The 19,943-nt window shown below is 35.9% G+C and carries 28 protein-coding genes; all 28 read right to left on the bottom strand.

Translation table 11 applies throughout. From position 1 onward, the window contains the following. Position 1: 1 nt before the first annotated feature. The 28 genes from EKM79_RS07135 to EKM79_RS07015 all read right to left on the bottom strand — a co-directional run bounded on the left by EKM79_RS07135 (position 2) and on the right by EKM79_RS07015 (position 19,911). Positions 2–2,704, bottom strand: coding sequence for a phage tail protein (locus tag EKM79_RS07135; protein WP_125567329.1), 2,703 nt, complete (start codon positions 2,702–2,704; stop codon positions 2–4). Then, positions 2,704–3,072, bottom strand: a complete 369-nt coding sequence (locus EKM79_RS07130) for a DUF5361 domain-containing protein (RefSeq protein WP_125567327.1) — start codon at positions 3,070–3,072, stop codon at positions 2,704–2,706. Before EKM79_RS07130 ends, EKM79_RS07135 begins: the two co-directional genes overlap by 1 nt. Positions 3,073–3,083: 11 nt before the next feature. Further along, entirely contained in the window at positions 3,084–3,347 is a 264-nt protein-coding gene (locus tag EKM79_RS07125) for a hypothetical protein (RefSeq protein WP_125567325.1), read from the bottom strand. Between the two features lie 20 nt (positions 3,348–3,367). Then, the gene (locus tag EKM79_RS07120; RefSeq protein ID WP_125567323.1) at positions 3,368–3,931 is read right to left on the bottom strand and encodes a phage tail tube protein; all 564 of its coding nucleotides are present in this window, start codon (positions 3,929–3,931) and stop codon (positions 3,368–3,370) included. A gap of 12 nt (positions 3,932–3,943) precedes the next feature. Further along, the gene (locus EKM79_RS07115; protein WP_125567321.1) at positions 3,944–4,276 is read right to left on the bottom strand and encodes a hypothetical protein; all 333 of its coding nucleotides are present in this window, start codon (positions 4,274–4,276) and stop codon (positions 3,944–3,946) included. Beyond that, positions 4,276–4,515 carry a hypothetical protein gene (locus EKM79_RS07110; protein ID WP_125567319.1) on the bottom strand — a complete coding sequence of 80 codons (240 nt, stop codon included), beginning with the start codon at positions 4,513–4,515 and terminating at the stop codon, positions 4,276–4,278. The genes EKM79_RS07115 and EKM79_RS07110 overlap by 1 nt, the downstream gene beginning before the upstream one ends. Beyond that, positions 4,508–4,846, bottom strand: a complete 339-nt coding sequence (locus EKM79_RS07105; protein ID WP_125567317.1) for a hypothetical protein — start codon at positions 4,844–4,846, stop codon at positions 4,508–4,510. The genes EKM79_RS07110 and EKM79_RS07105 overlap by 8 nt, the downstream gene beginning before the upstream one ends. Further along, positions 4,809–5,225, bottom strand: coding sequence for a phage Gp19/Gp15/Gp42 family protein (locus EKM79_RS07100; protein ID WP_125567315.1), 417 nt, complete (start codon positions 5,223–5,225; stop codon positions 4,809–4,811). The genes EKM79_RS07105 and EKM79_RS07100 overlap by 38 nt, the downstream gene beginning before the upstream one ends. Position 5,226: 1 nt before the next feature. Next, positions 5,227–5,535: a hypothetical protein gene (locus EKM79_RS07095; protein ID WP_125567312.1), complete on the bottom strand. Its 309-nt coding sequence runs from the start codon at positions 5,533–5,535 to the stop codon at positions 5,227–5,229. Between the two features lie 2 nt (positions 5,536–5,537). Then, a complete protein-coding gene (locus EKM79_RS07090; protein ID WP_125567310.1) occupies positions 5,538–6,431 on the bottom strand; it encodes a phage major capsid family protein in 894 nt (297 codons plus the stop codon). Positions 6,432–6,435: 4 nt separating this feature from the next. After that, positions 6,436–6,897, bottom strand: coding sequence for a capsid assembly scaffolding protein Gp46 family protein (locus EKM79_RS07085; RefSeq protein WP_125567309.1), 462 nt, complete (start codon positions 6,895–6,897; stop codon positions 6,436–6,438). Between the two features lie 72 nt (positions 6,898–6,969). Further along, a complete protein-coding gene (locus EKM79_RS07080) occupies positions 6,970–8,367 on the bottom strand; it encodes a terminase large subunit (RefSeq protein WP_125567359.1) in 1,398 nt (465 codons plus the stop codon). 59 nt (positions 8,368–8,426) lie between these two features. Continuing rightward, complete coding sequence (locus EKM79_RS12235) at positions 8,427–8,603, bottom strand: hypothetical protein (RefSeq protein ID WP_164506035.1); 177 nt, start codon at positions 8,601–8,603, stop codon at positions 8,427–8,429. 2 nt (positions 8,604–8,605) lie between these two features. Beyond that, positions 8,606–9,310 (bottom strand): hypothetical protein, encoded by a 705-nt coding sequence (locus EKM79_RS07075; protein ID WP_125567307.1) that lies wholly within the window; start codon positions 9,308–9,310, stop codon positions 8,606–8,608. Further along, positions 9,300–10,556 (bottom strand): phage portal protein, encoded by a 1,257-nt coding sequence (locus EKM79_RS07070; protein ID WP_125567305.1) that lies wholly within the window; start codon positions 10,554–10,556, stop codon positions 9,300–9,302. The genes EKM79_RS07075 and EKM79_RS07070 overlap by 11 nt, the downstream gene beginning before the upstream one ends. A 135-nt stretch (positions 10,557–10,691) precedes the next feature. Continuing rightward, a complete protein-coding gene (locus tag EKM79_RS07065) occupies positions 10,692–11,036 on the bottom strand; it encodes an HNH endonuclease (RefSeq protein WP_125567303.1) in 345 nt (114 codons plus the stop codon). Between the two features lie 234 nt (positions 11,037–11,270). Then, a complete protein-coding gene (locus EKM79_RS12230; protein WP_164506034.1) occupies positions 11,271–11,447 on the bottom strand; it encodes a hypothetical protein in 177 nt (58 codons plus the stop codon). A gap of 505 nt (positions 11,448–11,952) precedes the next feature. Further along, a complete protein-coding gene (locus EKM79_RS07060) occupies positions 11,953–12,387 on the bottom strand; it encodes a transcriptional regulator (RefSeq protein WP_125567301.1) in 435 nt (144 codons plus the stop codon). 55 nt (positions 12,388–12,442) lie between these two features. Further along, the gene (locus EKM79_RS12225; protein WP_164506033.1) at positions 12,443–12,619 is read right to left on the bottom strand and encodes a hypothetical protein; all 177 of its coding nucleotides are present in this window, start codon (positions 12,617–12,619) and stop codon (positions 12,443–12,445) included. A 100-nt stretch (positions 12,620–12,719) separates the two neighbouring features. Then, positions 12,720–12,905 carry a hypothetical protein gene (locus EKM79_RS07055; RefSeq protein ID WP_125567299.1) on the bottom strand — a complete coding sequence of 62 codons (186 nt, stop codon included), beginning with the start codon at positions 12,903–12,905 and terminating at the stop codon, positions 12,720–12,722. Continuing rightward, on the bottom strand, positions 12,902–13,180 hold the full coding sequence (locus EKM79_RS07050) for a hypothetical protein (protein ID WP_125567297.1): 279 nt from the start codon (positions 13,178–13,180) through the stop codon (positions 12,902–12,904). Before EKM79_RS07050 ends, EKM79_RS07055 begins: the two co-directional genes overlap by 4 nt. A 10-nt stretch (positions 13,181–13,190) precedes the next feature. Next, positions 13,191–13,679, bottom strand: a complete 489-nt coding sequence (locus EKM79_RS07045) for a helix-turn-helix transcriptional regulator (RefSeq protein ID WP_125567295.1) — start codon at positions 13,677–13,679, stop codon at positions 13,191–13,193. A gap of 21 nt (positions 13,680–13,700) precedes the next feature. Beyond that, on the bottom strand, positions 13,701–14,048 hold the full coding sequence (locus tag EKM79_RS07040; protein ID WP_125567294.1) for a VRR-NUC domain-containing protein: 348 nt from the start codon (positions 14,046–14,048) through the stop codon (positions 13,701–13,703). A gap of 442 nt (positions 14,049–14,490) precedes the next feature. Further along, the gene (locus EKM79_RS07035; protein WP_125567292.1) at positions 14,491–16,821 is read right to left on the bottom strand and encodes a phage/plasmid primase, P4 family; all 2,331 of its coding nucleotides are present in this window, start codon (positions 16,819–16,821) and stop codon (positions 14,491–14,493) included. An 11-nt stretch (positions 16,822–16,832) separates the two neighbouring features. Further along, entirely contained in the window at positions 16,833–17,357 is a 525-nt protein-coding gene (locus EKM79_RS07030; protein ID WP_125567290.1) for a DUF669 domain-containing protein, read from the bottom strand. Between the two features lie 21 nt (positions 17,358–17,378). After that, a complete protein-coding gene (locus tag EKM79_RS07025; RefSeq protein WP_125567288.1) occupies positions 17,379–18,734 on the bottom strand; it encodes a DEAD/DEAH box helicase in 1,356 nt (451 codons plus the stop codon). Beyond that, positions 18,673–19,431, bottom strand: coding sequence for an AAA family ATPase (locus tag EKM79_RS07020; protein WP_125567286.1), 759 nt, complete (start codon positions 19,429–19,431; stop codon positions 18,673–18,675). The genes EKM79_RS07025 and EKM79_RS07020 overlap by 62 nt, the downstream gene beginning before the upstream one ends. Continuing rightward, on the bottom strand, positions 19,432–19,911 hold the full coding sequence (locus tag EKM79_RS07015) for a siphovirus Gp157 family protein (RefSeq protein ID WP_125567284.1): 480 nt from the start codon (positions 19,909–19,911) through the stop codon (positions 19,432–19,434). Positions 19,912–19,943: the final 32 nt, after the last annotated feature.

The raw sequence follows: 19,943 nt of genomic DNA, 5'->3' as shown, positions 1-19,943 counted from the left end.
ATCACCTACCTATCTTTCCATCGTTTTTACGCCAAGTATCACTTAAATTTCTATCAATATTAGGTGTTAACTCACCAGCCAAAACATTGTTGTCCAAAACAACTTGATAATTTTGGTTTTTATCATTCAAACCATTTAAAAGTGACATGACTTCATTTAATTGGCCAACAATAGTTGAATCATTCTTAGCACTAATATCATCAAACTTCACACTTGAAACTTTGCTTATTCGACCGGGATTAACACCAATATCATTGATTGAGTCATTAACTTCATCATTGATAAAGCCGGACATTGAATTAACGTTTGATTTAACGTCTTTAAATGCTTCACTTAAACCATTATTTAAACCACCCATGATGGCTTGACCGGCTGGAATTAGTAACTTTTTATCATAAGATATTGGTCCCTTATGGTTTTTGATCCATGTACCAATACCAGAAACAAAATTTTTAACATTTCCCCACACTGACTTTAAACCACGCAGAAAACTGTTCATAATTGCACTACCATTTGACCATAAATCAGTAACAGCACCAGTCTTAACGGCGTTAGCATTTTTCTTTCCGGCTCCTCGTGACTTACCTAATCCTTTAAGCAAACCATCAACGAACCAGCCAATTAATTTACTTCCGGAACCAATGATGGTTCCCATTGCCGTACCTACTGATGTTACAAATGCTTGAATTATTTTAGTAGCGGCAGTCGCCATTTTAGATTGATTATCAATTATTGCCTGTGCGAATTTTGTTATTAAATCAAGCGCTGCAGCAACAATTTTCCCCAAATTATCAGCAATTCCACCAATAAAGGCCACAATGACATTCACTGCTGCAGTTATAATTTTCCCTAAATTCTGGGCAATACCGTTAAATAGGTTAACGATAAATTCGACACCTTTTTCTAAAATTTGTGGTAATCCGTTAGCTAAACCACCAATAAACTTGGTGATGATTTGAATTGATACAGATATAATCTGTCCAATATTTGAATTTATTCCATTCAAAAGTGACATGATCATATTCATACCGGTAGTTATCAATTGTGGCATTAAAGTATTAATTGCATTTAAAATACCGGTTCCTAACGTAACAAATGCTTGAACAATTAAAGGCATGTTAGTAATGACTGAAGTTAGAAAACTTGTCATCATAGCACTTAATCCTAAGCCCAAATTAGTAAACATTGGGATTAACTGGCTCGATACAGTCGTTAGCTGAACAAATGATTGATTCAATAAAGCAAAGCTTCCAACCATCAAACTGATTCCAGCAGTAGCAACACCAATACCAACACCAGCTGAAAGCAATGCTGCACCAAATGCTGCAATACCCAAAGCGCCAGATTGTAAGGCGGGTGCTGCTAAAGCAAATACCGCAGTTAGTCCACCAACAGTCAAGCCAAACGCCGCCATTGCAGTTATTCCTGCTGTACCAGTACTAGCTAAAGCAGTGATACCAAAAGCAAGTGCAGACATACCTAATGTAGCGGCACCAATACCAGCTCCGACTTTTAATATTGATGTGGCAAACGATGAAAAACTGCTTGCAACAGTTTTAACGATTCCACCTAATCCAGTAAAGATTCCACCGATTGGTTTTAGTACTGAACCAAATCCTGAAAAAATCCCACCTAGTGGTTTAACCACAAAACTTAATTTACTAAAGACACCACCAAGTAATTTCAAACCTGCAGGTACTGTAAAAGCTCCCAATACCGCTAAAGCAGGTTTTAAATAACTAGCAAAATCAATTGAGCCACTGAATGCACTTTTAAACATGTTACTGACTCCAGATTTGACTAATGGAATCGCAGCATCAATAAAAGTAACCAATGCTCCAGGCAATGCTTTAAGAATATTACCAACCATTGGAATAAAGTTATTGAATATAAAGTTAGATGTAGTTTTTGCCAATGCCTTTAGCGATGGCTTGATATCTCTACCTAATGCGATATTACCCAAAAAGTTTTGTGCTGCAGCTTTCATAGAATCAAAAGATCCACTAAATGTAGTAGCAGCTTCTTTAGCGGTTGTACCAGTAATATCAAGTTTGCCTTGAATTGCGTGAATCGCATTATAAACGTCTGAAAGATTACTAATATCGTACTTCTTACCAGTCAACTTAGTAGCATCTTTAAGAAGTCGTTCCATTTCTTCCTTAGTACCACCATAGCCTAACTTCAAGTTATCCAACATGGTGTAATTCTGTTTGGCAAAACCTTGATAAGCATTCTGAATATCACCCATATTACTACCAAACTTATTAGCATTATCAGACATGTCAATCATAGCCATATTAGCTACCTTAGCCGCTTTGCCAGTATTACCACCTAGTGATTGCAACAGACTGGCTGAAAAGCTAGTTACATTTTCCATATAGTCATTAGCAGACATACCCGCAGTTTTATAGGCTTGTGCAGCATATTGCTTTACCTTACTAGCAGATTTCTTAAAGATGGTTTCAACACCACCAAGTGATTGTTGTAGCTTGGCACCTTCACTAATAGATGCACCAATAGCCTTACCAATACCTGCTGTAACAATTGCACCTTTCACAACTGATATCAATTTACTACTCAATGATTCACCTGCACTTGAACCAGCGGCTGCTGCTTCTGGATCTAATTGACCTTTTAGTGCACCACTAATGCCCTTGGCTGATGGAATAACTTGAACATATGCTTTTCCTAATTCGGTTGCCATTAATTATTTCCTCCTTTCATCAATAACTTTTTACGCTCTTTTGCAAAATCCTTGCCTGAACTAAATACGGCTTCTTTTTTCTCTTTAGGTTTTTCAAATAGTGATGACCAAAGAACTGGTCTATTTCTATTTTTTTGAGCATCCTTAGTTTTGGACCAAAGAAGTAATTTCAAGCTGTCCGCAATAGACACCATAAGCATTTCTTCTAAGTTCAACTTTTGATTTCTTAATTTCATTTTGATTCTCGAATCATCTTTTAAACCTAAAGAAAAAACAGCTACCTTGGTTAAAGGTAACTGTTTAAAGTCATATATTTGATATGTCTCTGCTAAGTCACACAAAAGTGCATCCTTATCAAATTTCAACATGTAGGCAAGGATTAAGAGTTTTTTACTTGAGTTTGGCTTTCGAAGATTTCTTGAATTTCAGCGGTCATTTTTTCCATAGAAATCAACCCTTCTTTGTCTGCCAAATGTTTCTTTAGTTTTTCGGTTTGTTTTTCACCAAATAAAAGTTTTAAAACTTTTGGCATAATTAGTGGATTAGTTTCAATATCACCGATGGCTTCTAATAATTCATAATTATCTAATCTTTTTTCAGGAATTAAATAACTAAACCCTGATTTAGTCTTTCCCTTAATCATATTAACTACTCTCCCTTATCTTATTCTTGTGTTTCTGGTTTATTGATATATTCGTAATGATTATTTCCAACTTTATCTGGCGAGGCAGTAAACGTTGTTTCAAATCCAACAGCGTCTTCATCTCCATATGTAATATCCCCAATTTCAGAAATTGTACCGTTAGGAATAACAATACGTTTTAATACTCCACCTTTTAGAATCATGTCAAAGACTAAAATATGTGGCTTATATTCATCTGAATTGGCGTTAATTTTAATTCCTGTCTCTAAATCTCCAGTAACGTTCTTTTCTCCATATACCTCTTTTAACACATCAATATTCATTGATTCGATTAGAGTGTATTGAAATGTATCTTCCTTACCCTTCTGAACGATAGAGACAGTATCACCACCCCAAGCCTTGATTGAATCAGAATCAGGGCTATTTGTATTTGTTAGTCCATCTTCTGAAATATAACCTAATGGTTTAAAATCATCAGTCAAATCTTTAATGGCATCTGTGGGAAGTGCAGTATTTAAAGGTGCCGTATATGCAGCACCACCAATTTTTGGTTTAGCAGTTGAAACATTTTGTGTATCTGACATTTATTCTTCCTCCTAAAATGTAAAATCATAAATCGCTTGATAGCGATATTCTTTTGTTTCTGGGTCCGTAAAGTTATAATCTGAATTCAATTTAGCTTTACTGATATCTGTGAAATAAATCATTTCATTTAAACATGCTTTAAGTTTTAAATTTAACTTAGCTGCTTCATAAAGACTTTCTGCATAACATTGAAATGCAATTGTTGCAGAATCAATATGATTACTTTCAGCCCCACCAGTTTTTTCAAATAGAACATATGTCTCTGGTGGATTTTCTGGACGCTCTAAAAAAGACGGCACATTTAAGTGACCGTCTAAGTAATCTTTAATCGTTTTCTCAATCATTAATGCACCGCCTTTAGTAGCGTATTATTTTTGAAATTATCCTTTTTAGCTTGATAAGTATCAGCATAAATCATAGCGTTAGCACGGCTTTTACCAATATAAGTATCTTGAGCGTAACCACTACCGGCACCATTACGGATTCCCGTGGCTTTTTCTTCCAAAACATCAACCATTTCTGATGATTTAAGAAGTTGTCCTACACCCGCATGATTAAGTTTAAATTTGAACTTCTTACTCATATCTTTCAACCGTCACTTTCTTATTCCAATTTAAAGGAATCATATCTTCAATTCCTTCAAGTGGAACTCCGACTGTTCGCCATCTTTGACCAAAGAACTGAACCACTTTATTAGTCCAATCGTGATTATCGCCTTTAGGAATCGCCAAAGTATAAATGACTTTCTTCCCCGTCAAATTAAGCTGATTAGTAACATCATCAGTTGATGCCGGACTAACTAAAACATTATCAACGTTAATAGGACGTTCTTCATAAATAGGTTCTCCGAAGCCGTCTAAACCAGTTTTGACCTTATCAAATAAAGTAACCGTAATTCCGTGGATTCGTGTCATAAGGTTCAATCACTCCCATTCTTTGACGTTTAAAACCTAATCTGGCTAGTTCGGAATTTTTAATAAACAAGCCACCACCTGGAACCAAATATGAACCGCTCCAAGAATATCCCAAAGCAGCTTCAGATGTTTGTGTCATTGGCTCTTGATCAGTTGATGTCATTAGAGTTCTTGCAACAACATCCACGGTTACTGACTTCACAACACTAGCATAAGCATCATCTTCAACCATTTTATCAAGGTCTTTATTATACTTTTGCGCTTCAACTCTTAGTGAATTGGAAACCACTTCTAAAAGGCTCTTAGCACGTTCTTCTTCGCCTGGTTTTAAAGTTCTCCACAATATTTCTAAGTCTTCTGTAGTCGCAAAATCAGACATATTAACCACCTTCAATCATGAGTTGATATAGTTCATCCTTGGAAGATTTAGAATCATATTTGATTCCAAACGCATCCAATTCTTGCATAATTTTGGTTTTAGTGATTTCGTTTTTCTTTACTGGCTCTTTTTTAGCAACCACTTTTTTAACTGGTTCTTTTTTGGCAACCACCTTTTTAGGTGGTATTTTTTTTGGACTTGGTTTCTTATTAGTTGGCTTTTTTTCGTTTTCAACTAAAGCCCAATTTTCACCAGAAATTTTAGAACTCACATTGATAACAGCACCAGTCTTTAAATTTCTATATTCCATCTTTAGGCCTCCGCAGGTTTAACAATACGGGCAAAACTATTAGCATCCATAATTCCCCAGCCAAGATATGTTTCAGAACTAAGATAAACTTGATTATATCCCTTCAAGTCAAATCCTGAATTGTCTGGATCACCATATTTAATAATTTCAAGTGGAATTTGTTTTGCATAGCCCCACTTAAACCCATTTGTAAAGTCACCAAGAATAGCTAAATCATCAGTGCCACCAGAAACAGTGTTGTTAATATCTGTTTGTAGTCCATTGATGGAGCCGGGGTTTGCACCCCAAGCCAATTCTGGGAATAAACGAACGTTATTATCAGTTGCTGTTTTCATTTGTGCTAATTCTGCAGAAAATGCTGGATCCATGGCCATACCAGAAACTGCACCTTCTGCACCTTGAACAAGCGATACACCTGTTTCAATGTTTGCATCTGGATTACCTGTTGTAAAATCAACAGTTTGTGTAACTTTCTTATCAAGATGATTATCACCAATTACAGCAGATGCTTCTTTAGTTCTTGGATTAATACCATGGAATGCCATCAAATCTAAACCACGTGCTAATTTCTTGGCGTATCCATCATTAAATGATTTCAAGATATCAATCTTTTCTTCATCTGCAGCGTACATAAATTCATCTGATACACGTGCACCATATTCAACTTTGATTGGAACAATTGTTAATGGTGCAATTGATACACCACCTTCAGTTTTCTTACCATTTTCAGCAACGATATCAATATCCTTGTCCATGGTAAAGGTAAATTCTTTTTGACCGTTAAAAGCAATAGGCGCTTGATTCGATAAAGCAGCCACTGAACTCTTACCTTTAACTTTTGTAATCAAATCACTTACTAATTGTGGTTCAAAATTCTTTTCTTTTGATAGTGCCATTATATTATTCTCCTTCTAAATCTAAATTGTCTAGCATATTTGCATATGCTTCATTTTCTTTTGATACAGAATCTTTACCAGATTCAGTAGTTTTTAATGGTGGTTCTGGTTCACCATGCTTCATATATCCTGATAAACGTTCAGCATCAGCCTTTAAGCTTTCTTCATCGTCACCAACTAATCTATTAGCGAGGTTGTAAGGAATGTTGTTTTCCATAGCAATTTTGGTTTTAAGATTATCCATTTCATATCCTGAAATCTTGGAATTTAATTCTTCAAGATTCTTATCGTAGTTTGCATACTTTTCCTTATTTTCGTTAATGGCTGATTGAAGTGAAGCATTTTCTTTCTTCAAACTGTCATAATCAGAAAGTTTTTTTTCATAGCTTTCCTTTTGACGGTTCAATCTTTCTTGGAGGATTTTATCCAAATCCTCTTGTGTTTCAATAGGTTTAAATTCTGACATAATTAAATATCCTTTCTCCCACTATTCCCGGTGGTTCGGTAATTTTGGCAATAAAAAAACGTCTTAAACGTCTTAATATCTCACCTGTTGTTTTTGCTTAGGCTTGTCATTAGCACAAGCCCAATGTGCTAATAAAGCGCTGTCCATTAAACTAATATCCATATCATCAAATTGCGACTTGTAGCCAAATCCACCACTTGAGCCAATATTTCTTTTGGCAGTGTTAGTTACTACTAACGTTAATGATGGTTGATCATTATGACAAATCGACTGCTGATAAATCCCTTGTTCCCACATACTGTTAGCATTGATAACTTCTTTGACGGTTGGTAATATTGGTGGTTTTAACCTAAAGTCTTTCATCTCACTTGCCAAGATATTTTGACCACTAGCACCATCAATTACCACCTGTTTGATATCGGCGCTTCGCAAGAATTTGACTATCCAACTATTTCCATTTCTGACTGATTGACAGTCAATCGATTCAACAAACACATGATTAGAAAGTGTTTTGACTGCCACACTCATAGCAACGTTAGCACCATCATTGCCGTATTTAATTCCAACATACAATTGTCCTTGAAAAACGGGTAATGAGCGAACTTTCAATTCACGCCATTCATTCTCTGAAATTGCTGACTTTTGATTGTATTTAATCCATAAGCCAAGTCGTTGGATATTAAAATCGACTTCATCACTACCAACTTCATCTTGAATTGAACGTTCCGTAAAGATTGTTCCTAAAGATGGGTTAGTTTTATACCAAAGCTCACGGTCACGAACATCTGATTGGTCCTCAACTGACCATTCAGCCCATCCGGCATTTTCTGTTTTACCTTCCAAAACACTATTTCTAAAATCGACAAAAACGGTTCCTGAAGAAAGTGGTGTTGGCGGTGTTCCACAGAAAATGGTTTGTGGGTTATCACTATCAGTAACAACATATTTTAATGCCGATTCTTGATCAGTCGTATATTCTTGAGCCTCATCAATCACAAGTAAATCAAAACCTTCACCAAGTCCACCGGTAGAAGTACGAGTTCTAAACTCCACACGTCCACCAGTTTCAGGGACATCAATCCGTTCACGTCCTACCGCTTTCAAAGACTTGTATTTAATACCAGCCTTATCCAACAGTTTTAGAACTCGCTCCCAAGATGAATGACTAGTTGTGGTTCTATGAGCGGTATGAAGAATTTGTTCACCGCTCAGAAGTCCTTGAATTTCACGAATCACAATTAATTCAGTCTTACCATTACGTCGTGGAATCGAATATCCAAATTTAGTATGAACCCAAAGACCATCATCGTTGACTGCAAATAAATCCTTAGCAAGTTCTACTTGCCATTCTTGAGCTTTTCGTCCTGATTTCTCATAATTTTCAATCGCATTTTTATATAAGGATTTAGTAAATGGAAGAATTACCGATTGAGTGGGAATCTGATTACCTAATCTAACTGAAGTATTCATCATCTTCCCCTTTCAATCTTAATACCCGCCTTTTTACGACTTGCTTGGGTCAAAATTAATTATTCTTGATACACATATCCAATAATTTCAGACATCTTAAAAATTGCTTGAAACTTTTTACCAGTTTTTTCATCAATGAATGCAAATTCTAAATTATCATCATCTTCATATATATCACCAATATATTTGAAACGACGTTCACAATCATAGGTGTAAATAATTAAATTTTTATCCATTTTTAACTCCATTTCTTAGACCATACATCTTGTTTTCTTCCGTCACCTGGATGATAGTTCACAATGCAACGGCATCTTTCATGCCGGTGGTAAATTTCGTCTGGTGCTTCGCTATACAAATACGAACCGGCTAAATTTCGACACCAATCACATCCCTTGCCAACCAATGTTCTTGTGATTCTCGGTTTTAATCCTGCCTTAGATTGAAATTCAATATTTTTCTGAATTGAATCATCAACAATAGATTGTGTAAAAGTTACGATTGGTTCATCAAGTAACCAAGCGACATCATCAAAGCTTTCAGCATGAACTAGTTTTTCAACTAAACCTTTTGCTTTTTCTTGATTAAATTCGGGAACTTGCGGTTTTAAATGAATATTAGCTCGTTCATTCAAAGATTTTTGCACGTCCAAAGAATATCCAGAAACAATATCAAAGTTAGTTTTCAAAGATGTACTAATTAATCGATTAGCGATATTAAAATAAAATTTCTCATCTGGTAATGATTCAGCATTAATATATCTTTTTAATGCCTTACTCATGTTTTTACCAATTTCAATCGCTAATTCATTTACTTGTTTGTAGTCAGCTTTTCCTTTTTTCTGAAGTTCAACCAATCGTTTTAATTCCTTAGAATTAGCATTCGTTTCAATGAAGTATTGATCAATAGCTGCTAAAAGTCCTGGAACAATATCTTTAGTGTCCATTATCATCACTCACTTCTATCGGTGCAGAATCAGAACCTTTCACACCTGTTATTTCACGAATTGTTTCCTTATCCATGAATCCAGGTATTGCTTGATTCAATTTAATAGCTCCATCTCCAATTAGTGAAAGCATATTAGCATCAGCTTCAAATAATGGTTCCCATTTTGGTACGGTTTTAACAAATTCTTTACGTTCATATGAAAGATTATCACGTAAGCAAGCAGCTAAATAAGCAACATTGAGAAAACCAGAACCAAGTGATCGTTGTGCCTTTCTACCAGCTAATCGAAAGTTCTCATGACTAGCTTTAATGGCTTCCACACTTGATGGATTATCAGAAACAAATCCTAAATCGTCCATGGTTAATCCCGTTTCACCGGCAAAACCAGCTGCTGCAGTTTTAAGCTGTTCCGTGAACGGTGTCATGCTTGAAGTTGTGAATTGTCCAACAACGGGTTTATCTCCGTCGGAATCTTTTGTAAATTCCAACATACTTGAAACAGTGGCTTTCCATGAATCCATTGGTTCAGAATCTTGGCTAGTTCCAAGAACATACTTTTGTGGGAATGAATAAAATTCAGCAGTAATATCTGCTCTTTCCAAAGTACGTTTTGCGTATCGCTGATAATACATCCCTGACCTAGTTATTCTTGAACGTCCAAATGGTCTAACTGCATCAGGTCTATGGATAATTGGAACCAATAATGGATGATTTGTTGGATTAGGAACTACCGATTCTACGCCATTAATTAAGAATCTAGTTTCAGTTGGTAAAAAATAGGCTTCGGAAATTGGATTTCCAAAGTCATCACGCTTCAAAACCGCATATCCTTCAGTTAGTAAATTGGTAATTGGATCAATGATTCCCGTTGCATTACTTGCTTCAATAACTTGTAGTCGAACCTGGTCATTAGCCTTTGATATATAAATGAATGAACATGAACCAATGAGCGCTGATAAAACTGCAGAATCAAAAAACACATCAGGGTTATTAGCTTCAAAAATTTCGTTAACCTCAAAATCGTCATTATCAAAATCCCTAAATACTAGTCTATCCGCCAAACTGTCCACACCTTTAGCACACCAGCCTAAAACTGAACGATATTTAGATTTAATTTCAAGCGGAATGGTAACGCCTGGATCTAAATCTTGCCATTTCATTGCGTATTGTTTATATCTCATATTTACCCTAGAACGCCGGTTAGACAGCTTATTTCTAAGATAATCAATTCCTTTATATTCCAATATATCAACTCCTTAATAAATTCATGAGAAAAAATGTACAGTGACGGCGTGAAGTCCGGCTGAGGCGCCGTAGGGGGACTCATACCCCCTTCTAATCGTCACAACGTTCAATCCTTTAAAACCTCCTAAAATCCGTCATGAATGATAGGAGGTCCAATTAATTGATTGTGGCAAATTGCGGTTACCAACCACTTTACTATCTTTTAAGTTAATTTCTTTATTGTTAAACAGCTTATCTGACTTCTGTCTGTTGCATGACCAGTGAGCGAGCTGTAGGTTGTCTATGTCAGATGGATGTCCGCCTTTGCTTATCGGTATAATGTGATCAATAACTGGACTCATTGGATCAGGAGACTTCAAACGTTTGTCTACTGGTCTTCCACAAATGCCACAGACATTCTGTGTCTTAAGGATTATCTTCTTGTTCTTATCGAATGCAACTCTATGCTGTCCTGTCTGGTCTGCTCTACGCTTTGCCATATGGGTAGGCTCCTTTCTATATGGGTGGGAGTATTTAAATAGTATGGGGGGTCTTATTTATTAGGGTGGGTACTATTTGTTAGATGAGGGCATAAAACTAGACCACCACACCGGGGATGTTGAGGCGTGGGGGTCTTAATTAAAACAATGTGCTTAATAAGTACGGGGGGGGATATGGTTATCCTAGCTAAATAATCTTTTTCGGCTTCTTCCCATTTTTAAAGTCCTACTTGATCAATGATTTTTAAAATCTTTGTGTGCATCAACAATAGCAATTATTCCAGCAATTCCATACGTCACGGCAAATAATCCCACTAAAATCAACATTGGACTAAACACAAGCCACCACGACCAACTAATATAGCCTAAAATTTTGGCCATAAAAAATACTAAGGTAAATAGTGTGAACATTATTCAATTACCTCCCAATCAAATGTCATTTCTATTTCTCCGTTTAATGCAAAATAAAAAACAGATGGATTAATATCCATCCGCTAGTGACGTACTAAGCACGCGATCTATTATTAAACAGCATGTGCAGGAGTCGAACCTACCAACGCATTTACTAGTATACGTCTCACCAATTAACACACCACGCTAGCTCCCCTGTAGTAGCTACCTACCACTTAATCCTCGTTGCTATTGAGCAAACTAAGTGCTAACTTTCCCACCATATAGCCAGGCATGGAATCGAACCTAACATCGGCATGAGCAATTATATCTATCGTTTTATCTCTGCCGATTCGCCCATGCGTTCTCACAGAAGTAAGACGCTTTCCACACGTCTTACAATGTCGTTTAAAAAAGTTTGAGGGACATATCTTGTATTTTATTTAGACGGTCAGCATCTCTGTCAATCATCTATACTACTAATTTAACTCTTAAATAGGGTCTGTGCGTACGCAATTAGTACGGTTTAATAGGGATCATATAGTCCCATTTCTTTTGCAATTCTTCTAATCAATTTAGACTTCTTTTGGAATGCTTGAGTACGTCCGCAATATATTAGCTCGTCTTCAATCAATCCATCCATTTGATACTTTGGATATTCCTTGAAATATAATTCTTCAGCGATAACGTTAGTGTCGGCATCACTATCAGCTAAACTGATCGCTACTGCTTCTTGCTCACGTTCTAAGGCTTTTAGTTGCTTGTCCTCGTCAATAGTAATAAGCATCTGTTCTTGCGGCTTAGAAATCTTAGATGACTTGCCACCACCTACATTGTCATCTTCTGATTTGGTTGGGAACATTAATTCTTCTCTTCTATCATGGATATATCTATCCATCTTAGGATAGTCACGTAGAATTTCTTCAATTCGTTTCTTCGTTCCTGATCTAATAATGCTCACTCTCCTTAATTATAATATGTGTGTCTATAAAAATTGTTTTTATTCTTCTCAGTAATTAATATTTATAAGCCTTTTTCTCAAATTCAATTGAATTTTTACGAATGGATTTCAACACTTGAAATAATGTAGCTCTATCATTACTCCAGCAACCTGACTCAACATTTTTATCTAATAATTCATCAGCTTGCTTCATTTGCAATTTTATTAATTGTTTTAATTCATCTTTATTCATTATTCTTCCTCATTTCTACACCTAATAGATTTTGCTTTCACTCACTTGAATTGCTTTTAATAATTTTTCTTCTTTTTCAGTCATTTTTCCACCTTGTAATTCACTCATTTGTAAACCCATATTCAATAAGTACTCTATTTAGTGGTACATAACACTTTTGTCTAACTGCAAATAGGAATAAGTTAATGACGGCCCATAATCCCACCATTGCAATAAGAATTAGTAGTACGAATGGAATACTTAAAATATCAAACATAATTCCGTATATGGTCTTTAATACTTTCATTCTTCCACCTCATAACCGTATCGAATGGCGTCAATGCATTTTGAAATTCTATCTAAATCATCTATTGAATCACTTTCTACAAACCAGCCTTTTAGACTTGATTCGAATTCGTCATAGATACTAGACTCTACAGTTAATAAAGTATTAAAAGCTATGGAAAGAGTTTTTCTAGTGTTTGTTCCACCATATGATTCAATTACATCTTTATACCATTCATCAAAAACTTTAGGCATGACAGGCTTGACGTGTCGATTCATAATTTTTGTTTTATTCATTGTCTCTACCTCATCTAACTTTCACCAATCTGTAAGTATGCTTATGCTCATATTTCTTATAGCTGCTTGATGTACACCAGCGGATTGATGAAGGAACCTTGCCCGTTAAAATTGCAATTTGATTGATTGTTCCTTTAGCAATTAGTTTGCCGTCACAATAGTACTCGTAATGGTGTAGATGTTTCCGACTGATATACCACTTAGTGTCATCTAAATATCCATCTGTACATAATGCACTGAAATAATCTTTGTTGTAACCGACTTGATCGGCAATTTTATATTTAGGTAGGTCAGTAGTATCAAGTAGTCGTTGTGCCTTACGTAGTCGTTTTACCTTGTGCAGCTGCTGTTCCTTACTTAGTTGGTTGCTTTGCTCAACTGGATCAGAGAAACGCCTTTGTAATGCTTTCAAACGAGGATCATTGGAAGCCTCTTTACAGTTAACCGTTCCATAATCAGCTTCAATTGCTTGAACCATTTTTATTACTGAATTAGTCATTTTCTATTTCCTCCACAATCATCATGATTTAAATCCATAGCCCACCAACTCCTCATCAATAATTTTTAATGCATCTTCTGGTGAACGTGCTATACCGTGGATTATATTGTGGTTCGATAGCATGTAATGAAATTGAATTTGATCTTCACGTGCACGACCAGTTCGTTTTTTAACTTCGATGAAAAATACTTTTCCGTTGCTATCTTTGAAACCAGTAAGGTCGGGAAACCCGGACGGTGGTCCAGCTCTGAAATATCCTCCTCGTTTCATTTCAACAGTGCCTGTATTAGTTCTAAAAATATGACAGTGATGTTTACTTACATCGATCATAATTTTTGATTGAATTTCGTGTTCTTCCGTTTTGTTCATGTATATTTGCCAAATACCCCCTTAATTCCAAATCTGGTTTCGTGTTTCCTCTTAAAACTGCATTTAATTGTCGAGGATAAATAATATATCCATAGTCGTAATACAATTTATCTACTATTTCTCTTGTTGATAAACCAGTTTCACTTTTAAAATCCATTAATAGTCTCCAATCGTGAAAATGTGACGTGTTTGGTGATGGGTAATCAAACGTCCACGGGCCTTACAGCTGTAAGGTTTCAGACCATATTTTTTTATATGTGACGGGTAACTCAAAATCTTTTTATTTTATGCTTATATATATGTGTTCTTATATATATATATATATATTATTTTATTATTACTTAAAGTAGAGTAACCCGTCACAGTATATATATAGTTGTGAAACACCTACAGTACCAACCGATAGCCCGTGAAACATACTTGTCACAATCCCGTCACATATTTATTTTTGATCCATCCAGTTCAATCTGGCGTCACTTTTAACTTTTAATCCTTTATAGATTGCTCCTACACGGGTATGAACTTTCTTAAATCGATTAGTCATTTCTCTACCAAACTTCGTATTACTCATTTGATATTGAACGTTGTCTTCTGCCCATGATTTATAAAGTTTGTATAACTGACTAGCATTTATCGTGTATTCGGTACCTGTATCACAGGTCTCGGAAACAAATTGACTTAATACATCCATTTCCTCACGATATCCTTCACTCGCACTCTCTATCACTCGTGGAGTGTGGAGGCCATGTTGTTGCCACTTTAATGCACCATCAACAGCCCAATTAAGAATTCCGATTGATTCACGAGCAAGTTTGTACTTCAAGTCTTTATCGACTTTATCATCTGGAATTTGAACTAAAAATGGGATCAATCTAATACGTCTCCATATACCATCATCAGTACCACGGATAATAGGTTTGTGGTTAGTTGCCAGCCAGAGTTTAAATTCAGGTTCAAACTCGAATTCTTTACCGTACAATTGACGTGCTACGACTTTATCTCCACCAGTCAATTGCTTTACTAATCCTTCATCCATTCTTAAACCTTCGTTAGGTTCAGAACTGGTTACTAGTCTTGCTCCTGCTAGTCTTGCAATATCAGAATTAGGACCGCCTGAGTTCTGCTTAATCATAATTGAACTTGCTTGAATAGTTTTTGCATATGTTCCTAAAATATTGCTGATTGTTTCTAGGAATACTGACTTACCATTTCGACCGTTTCCATAAAGAATAAACATGATTTGTTCTTTGATTGAACCAGTCATTGAGTAACCAACAGCCGTTTGAACATAGTCAATCAACTCTTGATCATGATTAAATATTTGATCTAAGAATTTTATCCACTCATCACAGCTTGCTTTGTCGGAATACTCTACATTTGCTTCTTTGCTAAACAATTTATTTATATCATGGTCATGTAGCTCTCCACTTGCTAAATCGATATAACCGTTACTTGCATTTAATAGTGTTTTATCAATATCAAACTCATTCGGTGCTACCGATACTCTATGTTTTAATTCATCCATAACAGCTTTTTTAGCCGAATTACTACGTGAATGTTTTACAAACTTATCAAACGCTTTTTTAATAGCAGCTTCTTCTTTTTCCTCTGCATTAGCTGGGATTTCAATTTTCTCTTTTCCAATACTTTCTGTCATAGCATCAATTAATTGATGTATTTTGCCTGACTGGTCAACTTCCCAGTAGCTTCCATTAAATATGTACCAACATTTATTAATGTAGGAATATTTAATTACATCACCGAACTGATCAATAACCCTATCGGTTTCGCCAGTATCATCCCACGAACGTCTTGGCAATTTCTTGTCAGGCTCTTTCATAAATTCAAGGTTGTAATGCTTAACTGTTCTGTGTTCAGGATTAGTAAAAACATTGTTCGTATCATTGATAGCTTTGTTTAAAGTTGCCACGCCATACGTTGTTTTCCCGTGCTTCTCATCCCATTTATCACGATATAAAACAGACTGTCTAAAAATGGCATCCATTTTACCAAAATCCCTACCCGTCCAAAAGGCTAGATAGTTAGCAAGTGCTAAGTCCGCCTCTGACTGCGAACCATAAAGTTTTTCCCAGCCACCATACATAAGAGCTTTGAAACTGTCTCCGCTCTTACTATTTATAGCTTGCTTGATAATTTCAAATTCTGATAAATTATTTGGTTCTACCTCTGTGGAAGTCCTTATAGGGACAACCTTTTTTTCAGCTAAATACTTGTCGTATAAGACGTTTATATCAGCTTTGCTTATAACTTTATTACTTCCTAAACTCTTTCCTGTAAGGGCAAAGAAACGGCCCTCATCGTACATTTCTATGTTATTCTTACGCCTATGTGAGCCAGGTATTTCACCTTTGAATATGATATGAATTCCTGTACCTGATTGACTTACCTCTGTGTATGAGCGAGTTACATTCATAAATTCTGAAACAATATTGTCTTCGTAATCGCCTTGTCGGTATCTCATGATGTCACTTTCGACATGATCCACATCGATACCCGCATAACCATTAGCAAAGAAGAATGATAATCCATCGAAATCTTTACTATTGAGTTTCAATTCCTCGATTGCATGGTCAAACGTCGTCCACGTACTAGGATCATTACTTTTAGCATTGTTACCATCAATTGCATTAAAAGGAATTTTAGTATTCCTCTTTCGTTCGGGTACCCATTTCAATTTGAACAGGCCCCATTGTTTCAAGTCACGCAATTCTTGCGGAATCTGATCGTAACTTGTTACTAATTTTTCTGTCATATGCTGACCTCCTAGAACGGAAGGTCGCTGTCTGACACTTCCGGTGCTTTTTCATTAGTTGGATTTGGATCTTTAGATTTGTGTTGAACATCAGGAAATTTAGTTTCTTGAATGTTCCATGGTGAGACTTGATTGATTTCGGTAGTCTTACCGTTGTATTCATTTTCTTCTTTCTTTACGTACACATTGACTGGCTTACCAGTAATCATGTCCATAAACGCTTGGACAGTTGGAATATCAGTACCTTCTGGAATCTTACAAGCGTCTAAAATGTATTGAAAGCCTTGCATGTCGTATTGATTAGTAGCTTTACGCTTCCAGTTATCCATGAATACAATTCGATTATGATACTTCTTTTGATTGTCACTAACTCCATCTAAATCATTTCTGACAATTAGTTTTAATTGAAGTGATTCAGCACCGTTTTTAGTTGCACGTTCTTGAGCTGATTGAATAATCATTTCGTAGTTATCACTTGGAAGTGGTTCAAAATTGCTTTCTTCGTTCTTTGAGTAATCTGTTTTAATAAATGACATTTTAATTTGTCTCCTTTAATTTTAATGTACGAATCCACGTACTTTTGCTTGAAAGAATGACCAGCCCGGTTTATAACCACGAGCTTTACCAATCTTTTGTAAATCTCTAAAACTAGTTGCGTCTTCTGGTTTCATCTGACTATATCTAACTTTTTCATAGTCAGTTTTAAAGTGAAAATCTTTACCAATCTTTTCAACTTTCGCTGACTTGTCTACTTTTAATTCTTTGCTTTCTACTCCAATTTCATAGCCACATATAGGGCAAGTGCTATAAGCTGCTGAGATAACTGCGAAGCAATGTGGACATGTTCTAATTGGTACATCACTACCGCTTGCTTTTTTCTTCTTATCCCTGCCCTCTAAACTCCATGTTCTAGGAGTATCAGGCAAACCAAATCTTTTATAGTTAGCAACGTGATCAATAATTGTTGCTTTCTTATTCGGCTTATATCTCATACAGCGCATTGATTGCTGAATGTCTAACACCAAACTTTTAGTAGGACGTAGCATTATTACTACTGTGCAATCTGGAACATCAAAGCCTTCACTTATTAGGTCCACATTGCATAGAACTTTGATCTTGCCAGTCTTAAAGTCTGACATTATTTTTTCACGTTCTTTAGTGGGCGTTTTACTGTCAGCATGTTCAGCGGATATTCCAGCTTCATTGAATTCTTGAGCTACTTTCTTACTGAATTCGATACTGTGAGCATATACAATGGCTTTCTGACCATTGACTTTCTCTTTATAGGTTTTAATAACATCCCCATAAACAACTTTTCCTACGGCATCATCGATTGATTTATTCGTATAGTCACCAGTAGATGAACGTTTTAGTGCTGTATCATCAATTAGTTTTACAGAATAGTAGTCATACGGCGCTAAATAGTGATTATCAATCAACCACTTAACATCTGGGCCCTCTACCATCGATTCGTATACATTGCCTAGTCCTTTGCCTGATAACCTCCACGGACTTGCTGTAAAGCCTAGTCTTGGAATATCTTCGTAATATTCATAGATTTTTTTATAAGTTTTAGCGAGTGAGTGGTGTGTCTCATCAGTAATAATTAAAGTTGGTTTTGGTAACTTATCTAACCTGTGAGCAATCTTGCCAACGGTCATGATCGTGCAACGTGATAGGTCAACTTCATTAGCTTTAAATGACTGTGTTATTTGCTCTACAAGTTCTTTACGATGAACCGTAAACATTACCTGTCCTTTGGGTTTAAGAAGTGCTAGACGTGCTATTTCAGCGATTACAACTGATTTACCAGAGCCAGCAGGTGAAACTATCAATACCGATTTCTTACCACTACTTAGCTTTTGTCTTGCTTGATCCACTAGCTTCGTTTGATAATCGTGGAGTTTGTACATCTGTATCACCCCACTTAAATAGATCACCTTGTAATGCAAATGAACGATTATCAATTTGATTCTTAACGTAATAAGCTGGTGTCGGTGCTAATAAATAACCACGCTTTTTTGTTTCATCATTAATAACTAATCTCGCAACAACATTCATCAGGCCCATGATTTTATTAACTGACTTCTCTCTAATGTCGGGAATAAGCTGAGTGAATGATTGGCCTTCGGGAGAAATGATTTCTCTATTCCCTTCCCAAGCTGTATAAATTTTATTAATATTCTTCCAACTGTTAATATATTGGATCATATCGTGGAGGTAATACGTGTATTGGTTATAGTCACCTTGTTGTGGGGTACCCATATCTTTACCAGCTTTTGTCTTACTCTCATTGGCTTTCTCACCGAACCATGACTGTTCAAACTCTGATAAATTATCAAAGAAAACATTGTCGTACTTATCTAAGTAATTGTCGTGAATATCTTTCAGCAACTCTTTAGTCTTGAGGGCTGGGTGAATGGTATCAAGATAAACGATATCGATATTATCTAATCCAGCTAGAACATTCGTTGTTCTATCTACATCGATTACTAATGTTTTACCGGATAAATATTTAGCCGTGGTAGTTTTTCCTGAACCTGGTTGAGCATAGATTAGAGCTGAAAAATCTTTTCCTTTACTGACATCCGAAGCTTTTACTATTTCCATTTATCTAATCCGTAAAGATGAACTGGTACTTAACTCTGCACCTGGTACATCTTTTCCTTCCTTTAATAGTTGCTTGATTCGAGTTTTGTCGGGAACAATATCGGTCTTAGTTAAATATGCTGGAATCTTACTTTCGTCAATTAGTTTCAATGATTCTGGATTGTTCTGAACATAAATAGTAAATTCAGGAGTTTTGATCTTCTTTTTATTTGTTTCTTCCATAGCTTCCTGTAGATTTTGTTTCAAATATCTACGGTTGTTACCAATAGATGTAGCTCTTTCTCGTAAGCGCTGCGCTTCATCTCTAAGCGCTTGTTCGTCTTTAGCCAATTCTTTATCTACTTTCGCATAACCAACGGCCTTATCCTCGATAGCGTCTGTAATTGAGTCCATTGTGTCGTGATATAAAGTTGGATCAGTGTCTTCTGCATATTCTAGTAATTTCAAGTAATTACCAGTTAATTCATAAAGTGTTGCCATAATTAACGTTCCTCCGTGTTATAATTTGAATG

This window comes from Companilactobacillus insicii, from assembly GCF_003946015.1.
GTDB lineage: Bacteria > Bacillota > Bacilli > Lactobacillales > Lactobacillaceae > Companilactobacillus > Companilactobacillus insicii.
The sequence above is the reverse complement of the archived record's forward strand: the minus strand, read 5'-3'. Positions and strand labels throughout refer to the sequence as shown.